Source organism: Streptomyces longwoodensis (assembly GCF_001514125.1).
In the GTDB taxonomy this organism is placed as follows: Bacteria; Actinomycetota; Actinomycetes; order Streptomycetales; family Streptomycetaceae; genus Streptomyces; species Streptomyces longwoodensis.
The window spans coordinates 111,110-133,024 of the sequence record NZ_KQ948549.1 but is presented as its reverse complement, the minus strand read 5'-3'; the positions used below and the strand labels follow the sequence as shown (position 1 = coordinate 133,024).

The 21,915-nt window shown below is 74.5% G+C and carries 21 protein-coding genes; 12 read left to right on the top strand and 9 right to left on the bottom strand.

All coding sequences use genetic code 11. The features are described 5' to 3' along the window. The gene (locus AQJ30_RS00635; protein WP_067227578.1) at positions 1-657 is read left to right on the top strand and encodes a TetR/AcrR family transcriptional regulator; all 657 of its coding nucleotides are present in this window, start codon (positions 1-3) and stop codon (positions 655-657) included. Positions 658-741: 84 nt separating this feature from the next. Here the strand turns inward: AQJ30_RS00635 and def are convergent, their stop codons facing one another. Then, entirely contained in the window at positions 742-1,281 is a 540-nt protein-coding gene (def, locus tag AQJ30_RS00630) for a peptide deformylase (protein ID WP_067227577.1), read from the bottom strand. 188 nt (positions 1,282-1,469) lie between these two features. Here def and AQJ30_RS00625 point away from each other — a divergent pair, with 188 nt between their 5' ends. The 5 genes from AQJ30_RS00625 (at position 1,470) to AQJ30_RS37635 (ending at position 5,971) form a co-directional block, all read left to right on the top strand. Continuing rightward, a complete protein-coding gene (locus AQJ30_RS00625; protein ID WP_067227575.1) occupies positions 1,470-2,708 on the top strand; it encodes a MurT ligase domain-containing protein in 1,239 nt (412 codons plus the stop codon). Between the two features lie 16 nt (positions 2,709-2,724). Beyond that, complete coding sequence (locus AQJ30_RS00620; RefSeq protein ID WP_067227573.1) at positions 2,725-3,453, top strand: type 1 glutamine amidotransferase; 729 nt, start codon at positions 2,725-2,727, stop codon at positions 3,451-3,453. A gap of 167 nt (positions 3,454-3,620) precedes the next feature. After that, positions 3,621-4,646, top strand: a complete 1,026-nt coding sequence (locus tag AQJ30_RS00615) for a 6-phosphofructokinase (protein WP_067227571.1) — start codon at positions 3,621-3,623, stop codon at positions 4,644-4,646. 139 nt (positions 4,647-4,785) lie between these two features. Next, on the top strand, positions 4,786-5,736 hold the full coding sequence (locus tag AQJ30_RS00610; RefSeq protein WP_067227569.1) for a cytochrome c oxidase assembly protein: 951 nt from the start codon (positions 4,786-4,788) through the stop codon (positions 5,734-5,736). Positions 5,737-5,803: 67 nt separating this feature from the next. Next, entirely contained in the window at positions 5,804-5,971 is a 168-nt protein-coding gene (locus tag AQJ30_RS37635) for a hypothetical protein (RefSeq protein ID WP_107119452.1), read from the top strand. Between the two features lie 17 nt (positions 5,972-5,988). Here the strand turns inward: AQJ30_RS37635 and AQJ30_RS00605 are convergent, their stop codons facing one another. Genes AQJ30_RS00605 through AQJ30_RS00590 form a run of 4 tightly spaced genes read right to left on the bottom strand, consistent with a single transcriptional unit; the run spans position 5,989 to position 10,062 of the window. After that, positions 5,989-7,194 (bottom strand): sensor histidine kinase, encoded by a 1,206-nt coding sequence (locus AQJ30_RS00605; protein ID WP_067227567.1) that lies wholly within the window; start codon positions 7,192-7,194, stop codon positions 5,989-5,991. Continuing rightward, entirely contained in the window at positions 7,191-8,906 is a 1,716-nt protein-coding gene (locus AQJ30_RS00600) for a sodium/solute symporter (RefSeq protein WP_067227566.1), read from the bottom strand. Before AQJ30_RS00600 ends, AQJ30_RS00605 begins: the two co-directional genes overlap by 4 nt. A 17-nt stretch (positions 8,907-8,923) precedes the next feature. Further along, positions 8,924-9,307, bottom strand: a complete 384-nt coding sequence (locus AQJ30_RS00595; RefSeq protein WP_067227564.1) for a hypothetical protein — start codon at positions 9,305-9,307, stop codon at positions 8,924-8,926. A gap of 2 nt (positions 9,308-9,309) precedes the next feature. Then, positions 9,310-10,062, bottom strand: coding sequence for a LytR/AlgR family response regulator transcription factor (locus AQJ30_RS00590; protein WP_067227563.1), 753 nt, complete (start codon positions 10,060-10,062; stop codon positions 9,310-9,312). 89 nt (positions 10,063-10,151) lie between these two features. On the opposite strand from AQJ30_RS00590, the gene AQJ30_RS00585 reads away from it, so the two are divergent. The 6 genes from AQJ30_RS00585 (at position 10,152) to AQJ30_RS00560 (ending at position 17,668) form a co-directional block, all read left to right on the top strand. Continuing rightward, positions 10,152-10,643 carry an Lrp/AsnC family transcriptional regulator gene (locus AQJ30_RS00585; protein WP_067227561.1) on the top strand — a complete coding sequence of 164 codons (492 nt, stop codon included), beginning with the start codon at positions 10,152-10,154 and terminating at the stop codon, positions 10,641-10,643. Between the two features lie 137 nt (positions 10,644-10,780). Then, the gene (gene ddaH, locus AQJ30_RS00580; RefSeq protein ID WP_067227560.1) at positions 10,781-11,590 is read left to right on the top strand and encodes a dimethylargininase; all 810 of its coding nucleotides are present in this window, start codon (positions 10,781-10,783) and stop codon (positions 11,588-11,590) included. Continuing rightward, a complete protein-coding gene (gene rocD, locus AQJ30_RS00575; RefSeq protein ID WP_067227558.1) occupies positions 11,590-12,816 on the top strand; it encodes an ornithine--oxo-acid transaminase in 1,227 nt (408 codons plus the stop codon). The genes ddaH and rocD overlap by 1 nt, the downstream gene beginning before the upstream one ends. A gap of 147 nt (positions 12,817-12,963) precedes the next feature. After that, the gene (locus AQJ30_RS00570; RefSeq protein ID WP_067227557.1) at positions 12,964-15,444 is read left to right on the top strand and encodes a SpoIIE family protein phosphatase; all 2,481 of its coding nucleotides are present in this window, start codon (positions 12,964-12,966) and stop codon (positions 15,442-15,444) included. A 100-nt stretch (positions 15,445-15,544) separates the two neighbouring features. Continuing rightward, positions 15,545-16,786, top strand: coding sequence for a PP2C family protein-serine/threonine phosphatase (locus AQJ30_RS00565; RefSeq protein WP_067228823.1), 1,242 nt, complete (start codon positions 15,545-15,547; stop codon positions 16,784-16,786). 156 nt (positions 16,787-16,942) lie between these two features. Then, the gene (locus AQJ30_RS00560) at positions 16,943-17,668 is read left to right on the top strand and encodes a lysophospholipid acyltransferase family protein (protein ID WP_067227555.1); all 726 of its coding nucleotides are present in this window, start codon (positions 16,943-16,945) and stop codon (positions 17,666-17,668) included. Positions 17,669-17,764: 96 nt separating this feature from the next. Here the strand turns inward: AQJ30_RS00560 and AQJ30_RS00555 are convergent, their stop codons facing one another. The 4 genes from AQJ30_RS00555 to AQJ30_RS00540 form a co-directional block, all read right to left on the bottom strand. Further along, positions 17,765-19,360 (bottom strand): alpha/beta hydrolase, encoded by a 1,596-nt coding sequence (locus AQJ30_RS00555; protein WP_067227553.1) that lies wholly within the window; start codon positions 19,358-19,360, stop codon positions 17,765-17,767. Positions 19,361-19,499: 139 nt separating this feature from the next. Continuing rightward, complete coding sequence (locus AQJ30_RS00550) at positions 19,500-20,339, bottom strand: urease accessory protein UreD (protein WP_245726758.1); 840 nt, start codon at positions 20,337-20,339, stop codon at positions 19,500-19,502. Beyond that, positions 20,327-21,007, bottom strand: coding sequence for an urease accessory protein UreG (gene ureG, locus AQJ30_RS00545; RefSeq protein ID WP_067227551.1), 681 nt, complete (start codon positions 21,005-21,007; stop codon positions 20,327-20,329). The genes AQJ30_RS00550 and ureG overlap by 13 nt, the downstream gene beginning before the upstream one ends. A gap of 197 nt (positions 21,008-21,204) precedes the next feature. Next, positions 21,205-21,879: an urease accessory protein UreF gene (locus AQJ30_RS00540; RefSeq protein WP_067227549.1), complete on the bottom strand. Its 675-nt coding sequence runs from the start codon at positions 21,877-21,879 to the stop codon at positions 21,205-21,207. Between the last annotated feature and the right edge of the window lie 36 nt (positions 21,880-21,915).

The window sequence follows — 21,915 nt, the reverse complement described above, 5'->3', positions numbered from 1 at the left end:
ATGGACACCACACAGCGGACCGAGCAGCAGCGGTCCGCCGACCGCCGCCGGCGCGAGCTGCTGGAGGCCGCCGACCGGGTGGTGCTCCGCGACGGACCGCAGGCCTCGATGAACGCCATCGCCGCGGAGGCCGGCATCACCAAGCCGATCCTCTACCGCCACTTCGGCGACAAGGGCGGACTGTACGCCGCCCTCGCCCAGCGGCACACCGACGCGCTCCTGGCCTCCCTGCGCGCCGCGCTGGACGCCCCGGCGGACCGGCGCGAGCGCGTGGAGGCCACCCTGGACACCTACCTCGCGGCGATCGAGGCCCGGCCGCAGGTCTACCGGTTCCTCATGCACCCGGCGGAGGGGTCGCAGAGCGGCGACCAGAGCGCGGACCAGGGCTTCGACGTCGGCAAGCACTCGGCCCCGCTGCTGCGGCGGATGGGCGAGGAGCTGGCCACGGTCATCGAGGAGCGGCTGGACCTCGGACCGGGCACCCAGCAGCTCGCCCGGGTCTGGGGCCACGGCATCGTCGGCATGATGCACGCGGCCGGGGACTGGTGGCTGGGCGAACGGCCCTGCAGCCGGGCCGAGTTGGTCCGCGGCCTCGCCGACCTGCTGTGGGGCCGGCTCGCCGCCGCCGGGGACAAGGTGGGCGGCCCGGGCTTCTGAGCCCACCGCGGCAGGGCCGTCCGGCTCCCGCCCACCGCCCCCTCACCGCCTCGCGGTCGGCGCGTCCGGCCCACCGCCCCGCGGTCACCGGCTCCAGGACGCCCGTGCCGCCTGGCGCGCCAGTCTGCGCCGGCGCCAGCCGGTCAGGCGGTCCGCGTACACCGTGCCCTCCAGGTGGTCCGTCTCGTGCTGCAGGCACCGGGCGAAGAACCCCGTCCCGTGCACGGTCACCGGCTCCCCCGTCACCGTGCGGCCCTCGACCACCGCGTGGTCGTAGCGCTCGGTGCCCGCCTCGAGCCCCGGCAGGGACAGACAGCCCTCGGGGCCGCGGACCACCACGCCGTCCGCCTCCACCAGGCGGGGATTGACCACGTGGCCGACGTGGCGGACGTCGTCGTCGTCCGGGCAGTCGAACACGAACACCCGCCGGGAGTCGCCCACCTGGTTGGCCGCCAGGCCCACCCCGCGCGCCGCGTACATGGTCGCGAACAAATCCTCCACGAACGACGCCAGTTCCGGGCCGAAGTCCGTGACATCCTTGCAGGGCTCGTGCAGCACCGGGCTGCCGAGCAGGGTGAGGGGCCGGACGCGCCCGCGGGCGCCCGGGATCGAGCCGTGTCGCATGGCGGCAAGGGTACGGTCCCGCTCCCGGGCACCGGCCCGCCCCCGCCGCGCAGGCGCGGGCCGGGATTCGGGAGTGCGGAGCGATCTCGATAGGCTGACCACCACCACGGTGCCGTCAGGCTCGCAGTCTGCCGGAAATGTCAGGCACACCCTGAGCGCGGCGCGTACGCAAGGAGGATCGAGAACTGATGGCAGGCAACTCGGACCCGCTCTCGCCGCGGGCCAAGCTGGCCGTGACCGCGGGCAAGGCGGTCGCGGCGGCATCCCGTGCCGCCGGACGCGGCAGCGGTTCGGTGATCGGCGGCCGGGTGGCGCTGAAACTCGACCCCGACCTCCTCGCCCGCCTCGCCCAGAACCTGGACGTCGTCCTGGTCTCGGCGACCAACGGCAAGACCACGACCACCCGGCTCATCGCCGAGGCGCTGGGCGCCGCGGGGCCGGTCGTCTCCAACGCCCTGGGCGCCAACATGCCGGCGGGCATCACCTCCGCGCTGGCCGGCGGCTCGGAGGCCCGGTACGGCGTGATCGAGGTCGACGAGAAGTACCTGGCCGGCGTCGCCCGCGACACCGACCCCAAGTGCATCGCCCTGCTCAACCTCTCGCGCGACCAGCTCGACCGCGCCGCCGAGACCCGGATGCTCGCCGAGAACTGGCGCGAGGGACTCGCGGGCTCCAAGGCCGTGATCGTGGCCAACGCCGACGACCCGCTGGTCGTGTGGGCCGCGTCCTCCTCCCCCAACGTGGTGTGGGTGGCCGCCGGGCAGATGTGGAAGGACGACGCCTGGTCCTGCCCGTCCTGCGGTGGCGTCATGCAGCGCCCGGGCGAGGACTGGTTCTGCGGCGAGTGCGGCTTCCGCCGGCCGACCCCGAGCTGGGCCCTGTCCGGCGACCACGTCCTCGACCCGCACGGCTCGGCCTGGCCGATCCACCTCCAGCTGCCGGGCCGCGCCAACAAGGCCAACGCCGCCTCCTCCGCCGCCGTCGCCGCCGTGTTCGGGGTGCCGCCGCAGGTGGCCCTGGAGCGGATGTACCAGGTGCAGGCCGTCGCCGGCCGCTACGACGTGGTGCAGTTCATGCAGCGCGACCTCCGGCTGCTGCTCGCGAAGAACCCGGCGGGCTGGCTCGAGACGTTCAGCCTGATCGACCCCCCGCCCACGCCGGTGATCCTCTCCGTCAACGCCCGCGGCGCCGACGGCACCGACACCTCCTGGCTCTGGGACGTGGACTACACCCGGCTGACCGGCCACCCGATCTGCGTGATCGGCGACCGCAAGCTGGACCTCGCGGTGCGCCTGGAGGTGGCCAACCAGCACTTCCAGGTGTGCGAGGACCTCGACGAGGCCGTGCGCGCCGCCCCGCCCGGGCGGATCGAGGTCATCGCGAACTACACCGCCTTCCAGGACCTGCGCCGCCGCGTCGGCAACTGACACACAGGGGACTTTTGTGAGCGACAACAGCCTGCGGGTCGTCTGGGTCTACCCGGACCTGCTCAGCACCTACGGCGACCAGGGCAACGTCCTGGTCGTGGAGCGCCGGGCGCGCCAGCGCGGCCTCGACGTGGCCCGGCTCGACGTGCGCAGCGACCAGCCGATCCCCACCTCGGGCGACATCTACCTGATCGGCGGCGGCGAGGACCGCCCGCAGCGGCTCGCGGCCGAGCGGCTGCTGCGCGACGGGCACCTGTTCCAGGCGGTGAACAACGGCGCCATCGTGTTCGCGGTGTGCGCCGGCTACCAGATCCTGGGCCACGAGTTCGTCAACGACCTCGGCCAGCGCCAGCCCGGCCTCGGCCTGCTCGACGTGACGACCGTGCGCGGCACCGGCGAGCGCTGCGTGGGCGACGTCCTCGCCGACATCGACGCCCCGCTCGGCCTGCCGTCGCTGACCGGCTTCGAGAACCACCAGGGCATCACCCACCTGGGTCCCACCGCCCGCCCGCTGGCCCGGGTCCGCTTCGGCAAGGGCAACGGCACCGGCGACGGCACCGAGGGCGCGTACAACGACACCGTGTTCGGCACGTACATGCACGGCCCGGTGCTGGCACGCAACCCGCAGATCGCGGACCTGCTGCTGAAGCTGGCGCTCGACGTGAACGCGCTGCCGCCGACCGACGACCGCTGGTACGAGGCGCTGCGCACCGAGCGCATCGCGGCCGCGCAGCAGCCCGCCTGACCCCGGCGGCCCAGCGCGTCTGACACCACGTCCGCACAGGTGAGCGGGGTCGTCCAGCAGGCGGACGGACGCTACGGACAGGACCCCCGCTGCCGCTAGGGTGGCGGGGATCGAGCCGGACAGCGTGGTCCGGTCCTGTGCCCACGTTGAGAAGGTTGTTTCGGGCTATGCGCATTGGTGTCCTCACGTCCGGCGGCGACTGCCCCGGCCTGAACGCCGTCATCCGGTCCGTCGTGCACCGCGCCGTCGTCGACCACGGCGACGAGGTCATCGGCTTCCGGGACGGGTGGAAGGGCCTCCTGGAGTGCGACTACCTCAAGCTCGACCTCGACGCGGTGGGCGGCATCCTCGCCCGCGGCGGCACCATCCTCGGCTCCTCCCGGGTCCAGCCCTCGCACTTGCGGGACGGGGTGGAGCGGGCCAGGGGCCACGTCGAGGAGCTGGGTCTCGACGCGATCATCCCGATCGGCGGCGAGGGCACGCTGAAGGCGGCCCGGCTGATGTCGGACAGCGGGCTGCCCGTCGTGGGCGTGCCGAAGACCATCGACAACGACATCGCGGTCACCGACGTCACCTTCGGCTTCGACACGGCCGTCGGGGTGGCGACGGACGCGCTGGACCGGCTGAAGACGACCGCCGAGTCCCACCAGCGGGTGCTGGTCGTGGAAGTCATGGGGCGGCACACGGGCTGGATAGCGCTGCACTCCGGGATGGCGGCGGGCGCCCACGCGATCGTGGTGCCCGAGCGGCCCTTCGACATCGAGGAGCTGACCCGGCGGGTCGGTGAGCGGTTCGAGGCGGGCAAGCGGTTCGCCATCGTCGTCGCCGCCGAGGGCGCCAAGCCCGCGCCCGGGTCCATGGACTTCGACGAGGGCGGCAAGGACATCTACGGCCACGAGCGGTTCGCCGGGATCGCCCGCCAGCTCTCCCTGGAGCTGGAGCAGCGGCTCGGCAAGGAGGCCCGGCCGGTCATCCTCGGGCACGTGCAGCGCGGCGGGACGCCGACGGCGTACGACCGGGTGCTGGCGACGCGGTTCGGCTGGCACGCGGTGGAGGCCGTGCACCGGGGCGACTTCGGGATGATGACGGCGCTGCGCGGGACGAACATCGTGATGGTGTCGCTGGCGGAGGCCGTGGAGACGCTGAAGACCGTGCCGGCGGAGCGGTACGCCGAGGCGGAGTGCGTGCTGTAGCCGTCCGCCGGGACGCCGGGGTCTCCCCCGTGCCCCGGCCCCGCCCGGCTGTCGTGGCCCCCGGTCGAAGGTTCGGCCGGGGGCCGCTCTAGTCTTGGTCCGGACGATTCGTACAACCCCCACGAAACGGAGCCGGCCGATGGACCACAGCGGGCACGGCATGCCCATGGATCTGGCGCCCTTCACGCTCGGGCGCGGGCTTCAGTGGTCGGCGGACCCGTTCTTCCTCGTCGCCTGCGTCGCGGGGCTCGCCCTGTACGGGTGGGGGGTGCTGCGGCTGCGGCGGCGCGGGGACGCCTGGCCCGTGAGCCGGACGGTGTCGTACGTCGCCGGCGTGCTGACCATCGCGCTCGTGATGTGCACCCGGCTGAACGACTACGGCATGGTCATGTTCAGCGTGCACATGGTGCAGCACATGGTCATCAGCATGCTGTCGCCGATCCTGATCCTGCTCGGCGCCCCGGTCACCCTGGCGCTGCGCGCGCTGCCGGTGGCCGGCCGGGGCCGCAAGGGGCCCCGCGAGCTGCTGCTGGCGTTCCTGCACAGCCGGTACATGCGGGTCGTCACGCACCCGGCGTTCACCATCCCGCTGTTCATCGCCAGCCTGTACGCCCTGTACTTCACCCCGCTGTTCGACTTCCTGATGGGTTCCAGGACGGGGCACGTCGCGATGATGGTGCACTTCCTCGCGGTGGGCGTGGTCTTCTTCTGGCCGATCATCGGCGTGGACCCGGGGCCGCACCGGCCCGGCTACCTGATGCGGATGCTGGAGCTGTTCGCGGGCATGCCGTTCCACGCGTTCTTCGGGATCGCGCTGATGATGGCGTCGACGCCCATGGTGGAGACCTTCAGGAACCCGCCGGCCTCGCTCGGCATCGACGCGCTGTCCGACCAGAACGCGGCCGGCGGCATCGCCTGGGCGTTCAGCGAGGTCCCGTCCGTGCTGGTGCTGATCGCGCTGCTGTTCCAGTGGTACCGCTCCGAGCAGCGGCAGGCCCGCCGCACGGACCGGGCCGCCGACCGGGACGGCGACAAGGAGCTCGAGGCGTACAACGCGTATCTGGCCTCTCTCAACACGCGCGGGAGCTGATCGGGCGGCTCCGGGGCACCATGGAGGGGGACGCGCCCTGCGGAGGGTGCCCCAGGAGGGTGTCGCGATGCCCGGTTCGACGGACGGTTCCACACGGACGATGGGGGTGCTCACCGTCGGCGGCCTCGTCGTGGTGACGGCCTACACGGTGGCGCTCGGCAGCAACGGCTGGCTGTGGTTCGGCTGGGTGGTGCTGGGCCTGATCACCCTCGCGCTGATCGTCATGCGCACCTGAGGTGCGGTGCGCCGGGCTCACTCCGGGGTGAGCCGGGCGCCCGAGTGCACCCCGGGCTGGTACTTCGGCAGCCGCGCGGTGATCTTCATGCCGGCGCCGGGCGCGGTCTCCAGGACGAGGCCGTGGTCGTCGCCGTAGACCTGGCGGAGCCGGTCGTCGACGTTGGACAGGCCGATGCCGCCGGAGGGGCTGCCGCCGCCGGCCAGGATGCGGCGCAGCAGCTCGGGGTCCATGCCGGCGCCGTCGTCCTCGATGACCACCAGGGCCTCCGCGCCGGCGTCCTGCGCGGTGATGCGGATGTGGCACTTGTCGGCCTTGCCCTCCAGGCCGTGCTTCACGGCGTTCTCCACCAGCGGCTGCAGGCACAGGAAGGGCAGGGCGACCGGCAGCACCTCGGGCGCGATCTGGAGGGTCACCGCGAGCCGGTCCCCGAAGCGGGCCCGCACCAGTGCCAGGTACTGGTCGATGGCGTGGAGCTCGTCGGCGAGTGTGGTGAAGTCGCCGTGCCGTCGGAACGAGTAGCGGGTGAAGTCGGCGAACTCCAGCAGCAGCTCGCGGGCGCGCTCGGGGTCGGTGCGCACGAAGCTGGCGATCACCGCGAGCGAGTTGAAGATGAAGTGCGGGGAGATCTGCGCGCGCAGGGCCTTGATCTCGGCCTCGATCAGCCGGGTGCGCGAGTCGTCGAGGTCCGCCAGCTCCAGCTGCACGGACACCCACCGGGCGACCTCGCCGGCGGCCCGCACCAGCACGGCGGACTCGCGGGGCGCGCAGGCCACCAGGGCGCCGTGGACGCGGTCGTCGACGGTGAGCGGGGCGACGACGGCCCAGCGGACCGGGCAGTCGGGTGACCCGCAGTGCAGCGGGAACGCCTCGCCGCGGCCGGTCTCCAGGGGCCCGGCGAGCCGTTGCGCGATCTCGGCGCGGTGGTGGGCGCCCACCCCGTCCCAGACGAGGACGTCCTTCTCGTCCGCGAGGCACAGCGCGTCGGTGCCGAGCAGCGAGCGCAGCCCGCGGGCCGACTTGCGGGCCGTCTCCTCGGTGAGGCCGGAGCGCAGCGGGGGCGCGGCCAGGGAGGCGGTGTGCAGCGTCTGGAAGGTGGCGTGCTCGACGGGCGTGCCGAGTCCGCCGAGGCTCTGCGGCCGGGCGGTGCGGCGGCCCAGCCAGAACCCGGCGGCGAGCAGCGGCAGGATCGCCACGAGCAGCCCGGCGAGGAACCCGCTCACGCCTTCACCTCCGTCGCGCCGAGGGACTCGGGGAGGTGGAAGCGGGCCAGGATCGCCGCCGTGCCCGGCGGGACGCGGCTCGCGGTCGCCAGGGACACCAGGACCATGGTCAGGAAGCCGAGCGGCACCGACCACAGGGCGGGCCAGGCGAGCAGGGCGTGCAGGCTCCCGGTGGCCGGCAGGCCGGCCATGGTGGCGGTCACGGCGAGGAACGCCGAGCCGCCGCCCACCAGCATCCCGGCGGCGGCGCCGGGCGGGGTGAGCCGCCGCCACCAGATGCCGAGGACCAGCAGCGGGCAGAACGAGGACGCCGACACCGCGAAGGCGAGCCCGACGGCGTCCGCGACCGGCAGCCCGCCCACCACAACGGCGGCCGCGAGCGGCACGGCCATGGCGAGCCCGGTGCCCAGCCGGAAGTGCCGTACGCCCCGGGAGGGCAGGACGTCCTGGGTGAGCACGCCGGCCACGGCCATGGTCAGGCCCGAGGCGGTGGACAGGAACGCCGCGAACGCGCCGCCCGCGACCAGCGCGCCCAGCAGGTCGCCGCCGGGTCCGCCGATCATCCGGTCGGGCAGCAGCAGGACGGCCGCGTCGGCGTCGCCGGTGAGGGCCAGCTCGGGGGCGTAGAGGCGGCCGAGGGCGCCGTACAGGGGCGGGAGCAGGTAGAAGCAGCCGATGAGGGCGAGCACGGCGACCGTGGTGCGGCGGGCGGCGACGCCGTGCGGGCTGGTGTAGAAGCGGACGACGACGTGCGGCAGGCCCATGGTGCCGAGGAAGGTGGCGAGGATCAGCCCGTAGGTGGCGTACAGCGGGCGTTCCGCGCGGCCGGCCGCCAGGGAGGCGGACATGGTGCCGTCGGCGCTGCGGTCGGCGGCGGGGACGGCGCTGCCGCGGGCGAAGGTGAGCCGGGTGCCCCGCTCGATGCGGTGGGTGCCGGCGGGCAGCCGCAGCGCGGTGGCGTCGTGGCGGCGGCCGTCGACGGTGCCGGTGACGGTCACCGTCAGCGGTGCCTCCAGGGTGAGGTCGACGGTGTCGTCGACGTGGACGGCCCGCTGCTCGCGGAAGGCCGCGGGTTCCGCGAAGGCGTGCCGGGGCGCTCCGTCGCCCTGCCAGGCGACGACGAGGAAGAGGGCGGGCACCAGCAGGGCGGTGAGCTTCAGCCAGTACTGGAAGGCCTGGACGAAGGTGATGCTGCGCATGCCGCCCGCCGCCACGGTCGCGGTGACGACGACCGCGACGATCACCCCGCCGAGCGAGTCGGGGGCGCCGGTCAGGACGGTCAGGGTCAGTCCCGCGCCCTGGAGCTGGGGCAGCAGGTAGAGCCAGCCGACGCCGACGACGAAGGCGCCCGCGAGCCGGCGCACCGGCCGGGAGGCGAGCCGCGCCTCGGCGAAGTCGGGCAGGGTGTAGGCGCCGGAGCGGCGCAGCGGTGCGGCGACGAACAGGAGCAGCACCAGGTAGCCGGCGGTGTAGCCGACCGGGTACCACAGCATGTCGGGGCCCTGCACCAGGACCAGTCCGGCGATGCCGAGGAAGGACGCGGCGGAGAGGTACTCGCCGCTGATGGCGGCCGCGTTGAGACGGGGCCCGACGGTGCGGGAGGCGACGTAGAAGTCGGAGGTGGTGCGGGAGACGCGCAGCCCGAAGGCGCCCACGAGGACGGTCGCGACGACGACGAGGGCGACGGCGGGGACGGCGTAGCCGGAGTTCACGGTGGCGGTGCCTCGTCTCAGCGGTCCTCGACCAGGCGCACGAAGTCCCGTTCGTTGCGTTCGGCGCGGCGGACGTACCAGCGGGCGAGCAGGACCAGCGGCGGGTACAGCCCGAAGCCGAGCAGGGCCCACTGGAGCCGGCGGGCGTCCGGCAGCGCGGCGAACAGCAGGGGCAGCGGGCCGACGAGCAGCACCAGGACGGCGAACCCGGCGAGGGCGGCGCGCAGTTGGCTGCGCATCAGGGAGCGCACGTAGGTGTGGCCGAGGGTGGTCTGCTCGTCGATCTCGGTGCGGGGCCGGTAGCGGGCCGGGGCGTGTCCGGGGCGGCCGCGGGAGCCGGTCCGGGTGCGGCGGGGCGGGCCGGTGACGACGACCCGCCGCTCGGCGGGGTCCTGGGGCACCGTCAGGTCCTCCTCATCAGCAGGTCCCGCAGTTCACGGGCGTGGCGCCGGCTGACCTGGAGCTCCTCGCCGCCGACCAGGACGCTGACGGTGCCGGCGTCCAGGCGGAGTTCGCCGACGTGGCGCAGGGCGACGAGGTGGCGGCGGTGGATGCGCACGAAGCCGCGGGCGCGCCAGCGATCCTCCAGGGTGGACAGGGGGATGCGCACGAGGTGGCTGCCGCGTCCGGTGTGCAGGCGGGCGTAGTCGCCCTGGGCTTCGACGTGGGTGATGTCGTCGACGGCGACGAAGCGGGTGACGCCGCCGAGTTCGACGGGGAGCTGGTCGGGGTCGGGCTCGTGCACGGGGATGCGGGCCGCGGGGGTGCCGCGCAGGGCGGCGGCGCGGCGCACGGCCTCGGCCAGGCGCTCCTTGCGGACGGGCTTGAGGACGTAGTCGACGGCCTTGAGGTCGAAGGCCTGGACGGCGAAGTCCTCGTGGGCGGTGACGAACACGACGAGCGGCGGGTGGGCGAAGCCGGTCAGCAGCCGGGCCAGGTCGAGGCCGTCGAGGCCGGGCATCTGGATGTCGAGGAAGACCACGTCGAGGGCGTCCGGTCCGTCGGGCCCGCTCTCCAGGGCCCGGTTGATGCGGCGCAGCGCCTCGGTGGCGTCGCCCGCGCCCTCGACGGCGCCTATTCGGGGGTCCGCGGTCAGCAGGTACAGCAGTTCCTCGAGCGAGGGCCGTTCGTCGTCGACGGCGAGGGCGCGCAACATGAAGGTGGAGTGTAGGAGCAATCCGCACGGCTGGACACGGGCCCGGCGCGGAGGTCCGCGCGGGGTGCGGTGCCGCTTACAGTGCCTCCATGAACAGCGGCCCCGCGTCCTTCGACGAGCTCGACCGGAAGATCCTCACGGCGCTGATGGCGAACGCCCGGACGAGTTTCGCGGAGATCGGCACGGCGATCGGACTGTCGTCGACGGCGGTGAAGCGGCGCGTGGACCGGCTGCGCGAGGCGGGCGTGATCACCGGGTACACCGCCACGGTCAAGCCGTCGGCGCTGGGCTGGCGCACGGAGGCGTACGTCGAGGTGTACTGCGAGGGCGCGGCACCGCCCCGGCGGCTGGCGGAGGTGGTGCGCCACCATCCGGAGATCACCGCGGCGATGACGGTGACGGGGGGCGCGGACGCGCTGCTGCACGTGCGGGCGCGGGACGTGGAGCACTTCGAGGAGGTGCTGGAGCGCATCCGCGCCGAGCCGTTCATCCGCAAGACGATCAGTGTCATGGTGCTGTCCCACCTGCTGCCGGAGAGCCCGGAGGCGGGAGCCATCCACGCCGCACCGGACGTGCGCTGAGGGGCCGCACAACGCAGCATCGTTGCGCCGACGCGCAGCTTTCGTTCCTTGTCGAGCGGTTCGGTCCCTTCCTACCGTGGTGTCAACCCACCGTAGACACCGCAGGACGTGCGGAGGAGCAACGGAGGAACCCCTCTGTGTCCGACACCCGTGTGCCGCGCCGCCGGCGCTTTCTCGTCTGCGAACCCAGACACTTCGCCGTGCGGTACTCCATCAACCCCTGGATGCACCCCGACACCCCCGTCGACGTCGACCTGGCGCAGGAACAGTGGCACGGCCTGATCAGCGCCTACCGTGCCCACGGCCACGACGTGGACACCGTGGAGCCCGTGCCGGGCCTGCCCGACATGGTCTTCGCCGCGAACTCGGCGGTCGTCGTCGACGGCCGCGTCCTCGGCTCCCTCTTCCACGCGCCCGAGCGGCGCCCCGAGTCCCTGCACTACGAGACGTGGTTCACGTCGGCCGGCTATCCCGTCCACCGTCCGCGCAGCGTCTGCGAGGGCGAGGGCGACCTGGTGTGGACGGGCCGCTACATCCTGGCCGGCACCGGGTTCCGCACCACCCGGGACGCGCACCGCGAGGCCCAGGAGGTGCTGGGGCACCCGGTGATCGGGCTGACCCTGGTGGACCCGTACTTCTACCACCTGGACACGGCGCTGTTCGTCCTCGACGACGACAACATCGCCTACTATCCGGAGGCGTTCTCGCCGGGCAGCCGGGAGGTGCTGGCGCGGCTCTACCCGGACGCGGTGGTCGCCACCCGGGAGGACGCGCTGGCGTTCGGCCTGAACTCCGTGTCCGACGGCCGCCACGTCTTCATCGCGCCCCGGGCCGAGGCGCTCGCCGCCCGTGTCGCCGAGCACGGCTACGTCCCCGTCCCCGTCGACCTGTCCGAGCTGCACAAGGCCGGCGGGGGCATCAAGTGCTGCACCCAGGAGATCCGCTGATGACCGCACCCACGCACCCGCGCACCTCCGACGAGCTGATCCGCGCCGAGGAGCCGGTCCTCGCGCACAACTACCATCCGCTGCCGGTGGTCGTCGCCCGTGCCGAGGGGGCCTGGGTGGAGGACGTCGAGGGGCGCCGCTACCTCGACATGCTGGCCGGGTACTCGGCGCTCAACTTCGGCCACCGCCACCCGGCGCTGGTCGAGGCCGCCCACCGCCAGCTCGACCGGCTCACGCTGACCTCGCGGGCCTTCCACAACGACCGGCTCGCCGGGTTCGCGGAGCGGCTGGCGGGGCTGACCGGACAGGACATGGTGCTGCCGATGAACACCGGCGCGGAGGCGGTGGAGAGCGGCATCAAGCTGGCCCGCAAGTGGGCCTACGACGTCAAGGGCGTCCCCGCGGACCGGGCGACGATCGTGGTGGCCGCGGACAACTTCCACGGCCGTACCACGACGATCGTCAGCTTCTCCACGGACGAGACGGCCCGCTCGGGCTTCGGCCCCTTCACCCCGGGCTTCCGGATCGTGCCGTACAACGACCTGGCCGCGCTGGAGGCCGCGGTCGACGAGACCACGGCGGCGGTGCTCATCGAGCCCATCCAGGGCGAGGCGGGCGTGAACATCCCGGACGACGGCTACCTCGCAGGCGTGCGGGAGCTGACCCGCCGCGCCGGCTGCCTGTTCGTCGCGGACGAGATCCAGTCCGGGCTCGGCCGCACCGGGCACACCCTCGCCGTGCAGCACGAGGACGTCGTCCCGGACGTCGTGCTGCTGGGCAAGGCGCTCGGCGGCGGCATCGTGCCGGTGTCGGCCGTGGTGGGCCGCCGGGAGGTGCTGGGCGTGCTGCACCCGGGCGAGCACGGGTCGACGTTCGGCGGCAACCCGCTGGCGGCGGCCGTCGGCACGGCGGTGGTGGAGCTGCTGGAGACCGGCGTGTTCCAGCGCCGGGCGGCCGAGCTGGGAGAGGTCCTGCGGGACGGCCTGGCCGCGCTGGTCGGCCGGGGCGTCGTCGGGTTCCGCTCGCGCGGGCTGTGGGCGGGCGTGGACGTCGACCCGGCGCTCGGCACCGGCCGCGCGGTCAGTGAGCGGCTGATGCGGGAGGGGATCCTGGCCAAGGACACCCACGGCTCGACGATCCGCCTGGCTCCGCCGCTGACGATCACCGCGGACGAGCTGACCTCGGCGCTGGCCTCGCTGGAGAAGGTGCTGGCGGTGGACGCCTGACCTGGGCGGACACCGGGCACGGGGGGCGCCGCCCGACGGCGCCCCCCGTCGTGACCACCGTCCCGGGTCGCCGACCTCCTCCGCTGCGTGCAGGGTGAAGGGAGGCAACGAGGTGGTGGACCACGCTCAGCGACAGAGAGGCCGGTCGTGGGCGCTGACGAGAACCATGACGTCGCCCGCCGCTGGGCCGGCGTGGCCGACGCCGCGCCGGTGCTGCTCGACGCGGACGGCGTGATCACGAGCTGGACCGGGAACGCGCGGCGGCTGCTGGCGTACCCCGCCGCGGAGGTGGTCGGCACGCGGCTGACGCGGCTGCTGGGCGAGGAGGACGCGGCCCGGCTGCCCGGGCTGCTGGCCCACTGCCGGGCCGACGGCGGCTGGGCGGGGCTGCTGACCGCCCGGCGCCGGGACGGCCTGCCGGTGGAGCTGATGGTGCGCATGACCCCGGCGGCCGACGGGCAGGGGCCCGCGCGCTGGCTGCTGCTGATGCACGACGCGGGCCGCGCGGCCAGGGCAGCCGGTTGGGACCTGGACCGCGGGGTGCTGGAGCAGATGGTCTCCGGCTCCCCCATCGGCATCGCGATCGTCGACACCGACCTGCGGTTCGTGTGGTCCAACGCGGCGCTGGCCCGGTTCGGCGGCGGGGCCCCGGCCAGCCGGCTCGGGATGCGCCTCGCGGACGTCCAGCCCGGGGTGAGCGCGGAGCCGATCGAGGCGATCATGCGGCGGGTACTGGCGACCGGCGAGCCGGTCATCGACCACGAGCACGTGGGGCGCGTGCGGTCCGCGCCGCACCGCGAGACGGCCCACATGATGTCGTTCACCCGGCTCGACGACGACCACGGCCGGCCGATGGGCGTCTACTACACGGTGATCGACGTGACCGACCGGCACCGGGCGCGGCAGCGGCTGGCGCTCCTCGACCGGGCCGGGCAGCGCATCGGGAGCGGCCTGGACCCGGTGCGCACGGGCCAGGAGCTCGCCGACGTGGCGGTGCCGGACTTCGCCGACCTCGTCGCCGTGGACCTGCTGGAGTCCGTGCTGCGGGGCGCGGAGCCCGCCCCCGGTCCCCGGGGCGGCGCGGCGGTGGGGCCGCTGCGCCGGGTCGGGCACCGGTCGGTGGACGAGGACGGCCCCGGGGCCGCCGTCGGCATCGGCGACCCCGCCGTGTACCTGCCCGGGTCGCCACCGCTGCGGGCGCTCGCCACGGGGCGCCCCTGGCGCGAGACCCGGCTCGACCCCGAGGGCGACGCGTGGACGTCACGGGACCCGGGCGACGGTGCGGCCGCCGTGCCGGACCCGGGCGCGCACAGCGTCCTCGTCGTGCCGCTGCGCGCCCGGGGCGTCACGCTCGGGACCGCGACGTTCTTCCGGCGGCACCGGCTGGAGCCGTTCGACGAGGACGACGTCAGCCTGGCCGAGGACCTGGTCTCCCGGGCGGCGGTGTGCGTGGACAACGCCCGCCGCTACACCCGGGAGCGCGACGCGGCCCTGGTGCTCCAGCGCAGCCTGCTCCCGCGCCGGCTGCCCGAGCAGGACGCGGTGGAGGTGGCCGCGTGCTACCGCCCGGCCGACGAGCTGACCGGGCTGGGCGGTGACTGGTACGACCTGATCCCGCTGTCGGGCGCGCGGGTGGCGCTGGTGGTGGGCGAGGTGCCCGGGCACGGCATCGGCGCGGCGGCGGCCATGGGGCGGCTGCGCACGGCGGTGCGCACGCTGGCCGCGCTGGACCTGCCGCCGGACGAGGTCCTCGCCCACCTCGACGACCTGGTGGGGCGGGACCGCGAGGAGGGCGCGGCCGTGGACCCGCCGCCCGAACAGGACGCGCGCCAGGTGGGCTCGGGGTGCCTGTACGTGGTCTACGACCCGGTCGACGGGCGGTGTGCCATGGCGGCAGCAGGGCATCCGGCCCCCGCGGTGGTGCTGCCCGGCGGGGACGTCCGCTTCGTCGACCTGCCGCAGGGCCCGGCGCTCGGCACCGGCGGACCGCCCTTCGAGGCGGTCGAGCTGGACCTGCCCGACGGCAGCACCCTCGCGCTGCACACGGACGGGCTGCTCACGCGCGGCGGACAGGGGGCACCGGACGCGGACCGGGACCGGCTGCGCCGCGCCCTGGGGCGGCGGGCCGACTCGCTGGAACTGCGCTGCCGCGCGCTGATCGACGCGCTGGCGCCGGACCAGCCGCACGACGACGTGGCGCTGCTGATGGCCCGCACCCGGCGCCTGGACGCGGGCCGGGTCGCCGAGTGGGAGGTGCCGGCCGACCCCGCGGCGGTGGCCGACGCCCGCCGCACGGCGAGCCGCCGGCTGGCGGAGTGGGGCCTGGAGGACCTGGCGTTCACCGTGGAGCTGGTGGTGAGCGAGCTGGTCACGAACGCCATCCGGCACGCGCACGGCCCGATCCGGGTGCGGCTGCTGCGGGGGCGCTCGCTGGTGTGCGAGGTGTACGACGGCGGGGCGACCGCACCCCATCTGCGGCATCCGCGCACCACGGACGAGGGCGGGCGCGGGCTGCTGCTGGTGTCCCGGTTCACCCGGCGCTGGGGCACCCGGTTCACCCCCGAGGGGAAGATCATCTGGGCCGAGCAGCCGCTGGACGGCGGCGCCGACGGCGAGGGCTTCGGATGAGGGCGCCCGGCCGGGCGGCGGGCGGCTCCGCCGGGAGCGTCCGGCGGCGGAAGGCCGACGATGAGAAGATGGCGCAGACCGGGCAGGATGGGGCGTGGTCATGGACGGCACGGTGATCGACTACGCGGCGGTGTTCCAGGCCCTGCCCGGCGGGGTGGCCCTGCTCACGCCGGACCTGGTGATCGCCGACGCGAACGCCGAGTTCCTGCGGGGCGCGGGACGCCCCCGGGACCAGGTGGTGGGCCGGCACCTGTTCGACGTCTTCCCCGAGAACCCGCACGACCCGGCCGCGAGCGGCATGCGCAACCTGGAGGCGTCCCTGCGCAGGGCCGTGACCACCGGCGAGCGGGACACGATGGCCCTCCAGCGCTATGACGTGGAGGTCCCCGAGCGGCCCGGCGAGTGGGAGGAGCGGTACTGGAGCCCGGTCAACACCCCGGTGCTCGGGCCCGACGGCTCGGTGGTGCTGGTGGTGCACCGTGTCGAGGAGGTCACCGAGCTGATCCGCGCCCGGGGCCGCCGGGACGCCTCCCGGGCCGGCAGTCGCGCCCGCGTCCTGGAGGCCGAGCTGTACACCCGGGCCCGCGAGCTGCAGCAGCTCAACGAACGGCTGCGCCAGGCGCACGCCCGCGAACGCGAGGTCGCGCTCGCCCTGCAGGAGGCCATGCTGCCCGCCCGGCCCCAGGTCAAGTACCGGCAGGTGGCGGTGCGTTACCGGCCGGCGGTCGGCGCGCTCAACGTGTGCGGCGACTGGTACGACCTGGTCGACCTGGTCGGCGGCAACCGCATCGGCGTGTCCGTCGGCGACGTCGTCGGGCACGGCTTGGAGGCGGCCGGGGTGATGGGGCAGCTGCGCAGCGCGCTCAGCGCCGCCTCCCGGGTCGCGGACGGGCCGGCCCAGGCGCTGGACGTGCTCGGGCGCTACGCCCACGTCGTGGACGGCGCCGAGTCGGCCACCGCGGTCACCACGTTCATCGACTTCGAGGACCGCAGGATCACCTACTCCAGCGCGGGCCACCCCCCGCCCGTCCTCGTGCACCGCGACGGCCGCGTGGAGTTCCTCGACCGCGCCACCGACCCGCCGCTGGACGCGCGTCCCGAGCCGACGCCCAGGCCCCAGGCGGGCACCCGCTACGGCGAGGGCGCCACGCTCGCGCTGTACACCGACGGGCTGGTGGAGCGGCGCCACGAGGACATCGACACCGGTCTGTCCCGGCTCGCCGCGTCCCTGGCCCGCCACCGCGACGAGGACCCGGAGTTCCTGGCCGACGCCGTGCTGCTGGAACTGCTGCCGCCCGGCGGGGCGACGGACGACACGGCGCTGGTGATCGTGCGGTTGTGACGCCCCGTCACGCACCGGGCGGACGGTGCGCGCGACGGTTCCGGCCGCACCCCGCCGCGCCTACACTGACAGCCCCACGGCCCGCCGGTTGACCTGCTGGAACACGGTGGGTCACCCGGGGGGCCGGACCGGTCCGGTGGACGGAGGAGCACCCCGTTGTTCTACTACCTGCTGAAATACGTGGTGTTGGGACCGCTGCTGAGGCTGCTGTTCCGGCCGCGCATCGAGGGCCTGGAGCACGTGCCGGAGACGGGGGCGGCCATCGTGGCCGGCAACCACCTGTCGTTCTCCGACCACTTCCTCATGCCGGCGGTGCTCAAGCGGCGCATCACCTTCCTCGCCAAGGCGGAGTACTTCACCGGCCCCGGCGTCAAGGGACGGCTCACCGCGGCCTTCTTCCGCAGCGCCGGGCAGATCCCGGTGGACCGTTCCGGCAAGGAGGCGGGCCAGGCCGCCATCCGCGAGGGCCTCGGGGTGCTCGGCAAGGGCGAGTTGCTCGGCATCTACCCGGAGGGCACCCGTTCGCACGACGGCCGCCTGTACAAGGGGAAGGTGGGCGTGGCGGTGATGGCGCTCAGGGCGGGGGTGCCGGTGGTCCCGTGCGCGATGATCGGCACCTTCGAGGCGCAGCCGCCCGGCAGGGTCGTGCCCCACCTCCGCCCCGTCGCCATCCGCTTCGGCGAGCCGCTGGACTTCTCCCGCTACGCCGGCATGGAGAACGAGAAGGCGGTCCTGCGCGCCGTCACCGACGAGATCATGTACGCCATCCTGTCGCTGTCCGGGCAGGAGTACGTCGACCGGTACGCGGCCGACGTCAAGGCGCAGGAGGCGGCCGCCGAGGCCGCGCGGGAGCGCAGGTTCCGCAGGCTGCCGCTCCGCTGACGGAGGGCGGGTCCGCGGGCCCGGGCGCACGGGAAAGGGGCGGTCGGATGGCTTTCCGACCGCCCCTTCGCGTGTCCCCTGGGTGCTACCGCGTCCTTACGGCTTCGGCGTGGCGTGCGGGGCGCAGGTCACGTCCGCGCCGTCCACCGTTCCGTTGAGCAGGTACGCGTCGACCTTCGGGTTGATGCACGGGTTCACCAGGCTGGTGACACCGTGGGAGCCCGCGTCCTTCTCGGTGATCAGGCGGGAGCCCTTGAAGCGCTTGTGCAGCTCGACGGCACCCTCGTACGGGGTGGCCGCGTCCCGCTCCGACTGCACGATCAGCACGGGCGGCAGGCCCTTGTGCGTCTTGACGTCCACCGGCGTCTGCTGCTTGACCGGCCAGTAGGCGCACGGGAGGTTCATCCAGGCGTTGGCCCAGGTGAGGAACGGGTAGTCCTTGTGCAGCCGGGTGTTGTCCCGGTTCCAGGTGCGCCAGTCGGTGGGCCACTTGGCGTCCACGCACTCGACGGCCGTGTAGACGGCGTTGCTGTTCTCCGAGGCGATGTTGCCGGCCGTGTCCGTCAGGTCCGGGGCGGCGGCGTCGACCAGGGCCTGGGTGTCCCCGGCGAAGTACTTGCTGAAGACCGTCGCCACCGGGATCCACGACGAGTCGTAGTACGGGGCGCCCTGGAAGAAGGAGATCAGCTCGGCCGGGCCGACGACCCCGCCGATCGGGCTCTTCTTCGCCTCGGCCCGCAGCTGAAGCCACTTGGCCTGGACGGCGGCCCGGGTGGTGCCCAGGTGGAACGTGGCGTCGTTGGCGGCGACCCAGTCCTGCCAGTCCTTCCAGCGGCCCTCGAACGCGATGTCCTGGCCGAGGTTGGCCTCGTACCAGATGTTCTCGCGCGCGGGGTTGACCACGCTGTCCACGACCATGCGGCGCACGTGGCCCGGGAACAGGGTCCCGTAGACCGCACCGATGTAGGTGCCGTAGGAGACGCCCAGGTAGTTGAGCTTCTTCTCACCGAGCGCGGCGCGGATGACGTCGAGGTCGCGCACCGTGTTCGGCGTGGTCATGTACGGCAGCATCTCGGCGCTGCGCTCGTAGCAGCCCTCGGCGTACTCGCGGGCGAGCTTGATCTGGGCGAGCTTGTCCGCCTCGGAGTCGGGCACCGGGTCGGCCTTGGGCGCCTTGACGAACTCCTGCGGGTCCACGCACGAGATGGGCGCGGAGTGGCCGACGCCGCGCGGGTCGAAGCCCACGAAGTCGTAGGCCTTGGCCACGTTGGCCCACACGGGGGCCTTGGTGACGACGCGGCGCGGGAAACGCAGGCCGGAGCCTCCGGGGCCGCCCGGGTTGTAGACGAGGGCGCCCTGGCGCTCCGCCTTGCTCCCGGTGTTGCCGATGCGGTCGACGGCGAGCTTGATCTGCTTGCCGTTCGGCCGGGCGTAGTCGAGCGGCACGCTGACGTAGCCGCACTGGATGGGCTTCTCGAGGCCCCAGTCCGCCGGGCAGTCCTGCCAGGCGATGCCGGCCTTCGCGGCCCGCTCGGCGGCGATCGCGGCGCCCCGCTGCTCACGGTTCTGGCCGCTGCCGCTGGTCGCGCCCGCGGAGGGCGCCGCCACGGCACCGGCGATCAGGGTCGCAGCGACCAGCGCACCGGCCGAACCGAGCACCGCCGTCCGCCTGTTCGGTCGTATCTCCCTCAAGTGAGGCTCTCCCCCTACCTAGAGTCGACAGATAGGGGGGATCCTTTCTCCTGTGGGGCACCTGAGAACAGGTGTCGTTGACCTTCTTTGCCAATCCGATAACCGGGCCGGGCGTACCGCTGACCGGATGCGCCGCCCGTCAACCGAGCTCGGCGAGGGCCGAGTCGAGCACCCGGCGCAGGCGCAGCCCGTCCGGCGCGAGCGCGGTGACGAGCACCGCGGGCCCGGCGAGCGGCACCATACAGGCCGTCTCCCCCAGCAGCCGCGCCGCGGGCGGCCGCTCGGCGAACGACGGCCGTACGACGAGGAGTTGCCCGAGAGCGCGGTGCCCCGCCAGTACGGCGGGCCCGTCCCAGCCGCCCGGCGCCCCCGGGCCGCACGCCACCTCCTGGTCGAGGACCAGCCGTGCGCCGACCCGCAGGACCAGACGGCCGGCGAGCCGCCCGGGTTCCTCACCGACGCGTCCGAGCACCTGCTCCTCGCGCAGCACGAGGGTGGCCGTGGGGGCCACGTCGACCCGGGTGGTGACGCGCAGGTCGCTGCCGCGGGCCGAGATGAGGGGCTCGGGCAGCCAGCGGAGCCGCGCCCCGTCCCCGACCCGGACGCGCACGTCGTAGTGTGCGTCGCCCCCGGCCTGGCCCGGCAGGGCGATGGTGGCCGCGGCCGAGGTCAGGCGCAGCCGGGCCCCCTCCTCCACGTTGGCCCGGACGGCGAACCGGTCGCCGCCCAGCGGCCCGCTCATGGCCCCGACGAGCACGACCCGGGCCTCGTCGCCGTCACCGCGGGTGCGGCGCAGCGCGAGCGGCCCGTCGCTCTCCAGCACGGGCAGGCTGGTCCCGCCCCGCCCGTCGCGCCGGGCGACGAGCCGCGCGGTGGCGTGGACGCCCGAGGAGGCGGCGGCCGGGGCGGTGGGTGCCTGGTGCGCGACCGGGGGGACCGCTCGGGGCGCGGTGGCCGCGGGCCCGGTCACGCGGTCCACGCGGCGAGCCGGTCCCGGACCCACGCGGCCACGTCGCGCACACCGCTGTCGGCGCGCAGCGACTGGAAGACCACGGGGAGTTCGGCGCGCTGCGCCTTCGCGTCGGCGGCCATGCGGGCGAGGTCGGAGCCGACGTGGGGGGCGAGGTCGGTCTTGTTGACGACGAGGAGGTCAGCGGTGGTCACGCCCGGGCCGCCCTTGCGCGGGATGTCGTCGCCGCCCGCCACGTCGATGACGAAGACCTGCGCGTCCACCAGCCCCTTGGAGAAGGTGGCGGTGAGGTTGTCGCCGCCGGACTCCACCAGCACCAGGTCCAGCGGGCCGACGGCGTCCTCCAGGTCCTCCACGGCCTCCAGGTTGGCGGAGATGTCGTCGCGGATCGCGGTGTGCGGACAGGCCCCGGTCTCCACGGCCGCGATCCGCTCGGGCGGCAGCACGGCCTCGCGCAGCAGGAACTCGGCGTCCTCGCGGGTGTAGATGTCGTTGGTGACGACGGCGAGCGCGAACTCGTCCCGCAGTTCCCGGCAGAGCGCGGCGACGGTGGCGGTCTTGCCGGAGCCCACGGGGCCGCCGAGCCCGATGCGCAGGGCCCGGCGACGGCCGTCGGGACGACGGGCGTCGGCACCGGCCTCGGCCGGGGCGTGGGGGTGGGAGTGGTCGAGGTGCATGGGGGCTCCTGGGTGTCGTGGGGACCGGCCGGGCCGGTGGGCTCGCCGTCGCTGCGGGTGGGCCGCGGGCGGAACGGGTGAGGCGGGGGTCGCCCGGGGAGGGGTGGGCGCGGGCAGTGGGGTTGCCCGGGCCGCGGCCGGACCCGGGCGGTGGCGGGGCGGCCGGACCCGGGCCCGGGCGCGGCGGCCGGCCGCCGTCAGGAGGCGAACAGCCGTGTCGGGAGGGCGGTGTGGACCTCGGCCCCGATCTCCAGCAGCGGCGCGGAGGCGGCCGGGAGCGCGTCCACTCCCCCGGTCAGGGCGGCACGGGCCGCCCGCACCGCCCGGTCCGCCACCAGGTCCACCTCGTCGGCCGTGCGCGCGAGGACGCCGGTCGCGTCGAACGGGTCCAGGCTGAGCAGCCTCACCACGGCGGTCGCCGGACCGCTGACGCTCTCGTAGGCGGCGCAGTACGCGGCGTCCCGCGGGTCCAGCCCCGCCGCCCGCGCGGTCACGCCGAGCACGACCGGCTGGTGGGCGCCCCTCGGGAACGTCCGCGCCAGCGCGTCGAGTCCGGCGTCGGGCCAGGCGGCCCGGGCGGCCCGCAGCAGCTGGCGCCCCAGCTTGCGGGCGGTGCCGCGCAGCGCCGGTGAGGGCGTCCGCGCGTCGGCGGCCTCGTCGAGCGCCACCGGGTCCACACCGAGCGCGGCGGCCGCGGCGAGCGCCGCCGCGACCAGCCCGGTGGTGTGCAGTCGCCCCCGGCAGAAGTCCTCGAGGTCCGCGGCCCCGGTGATCCGTCCCGCCCGCACGGCCGCCTCGGCGCCGCCGGAGTGCGCGTGCCCTCCGGCGGGGAACCGGCCGTCGGCGAGGACCAGAAGTGCGGCCCTGGTCATGCTCGTTCGCTCCCGCCCGCTCGCGTTCTGTTGATC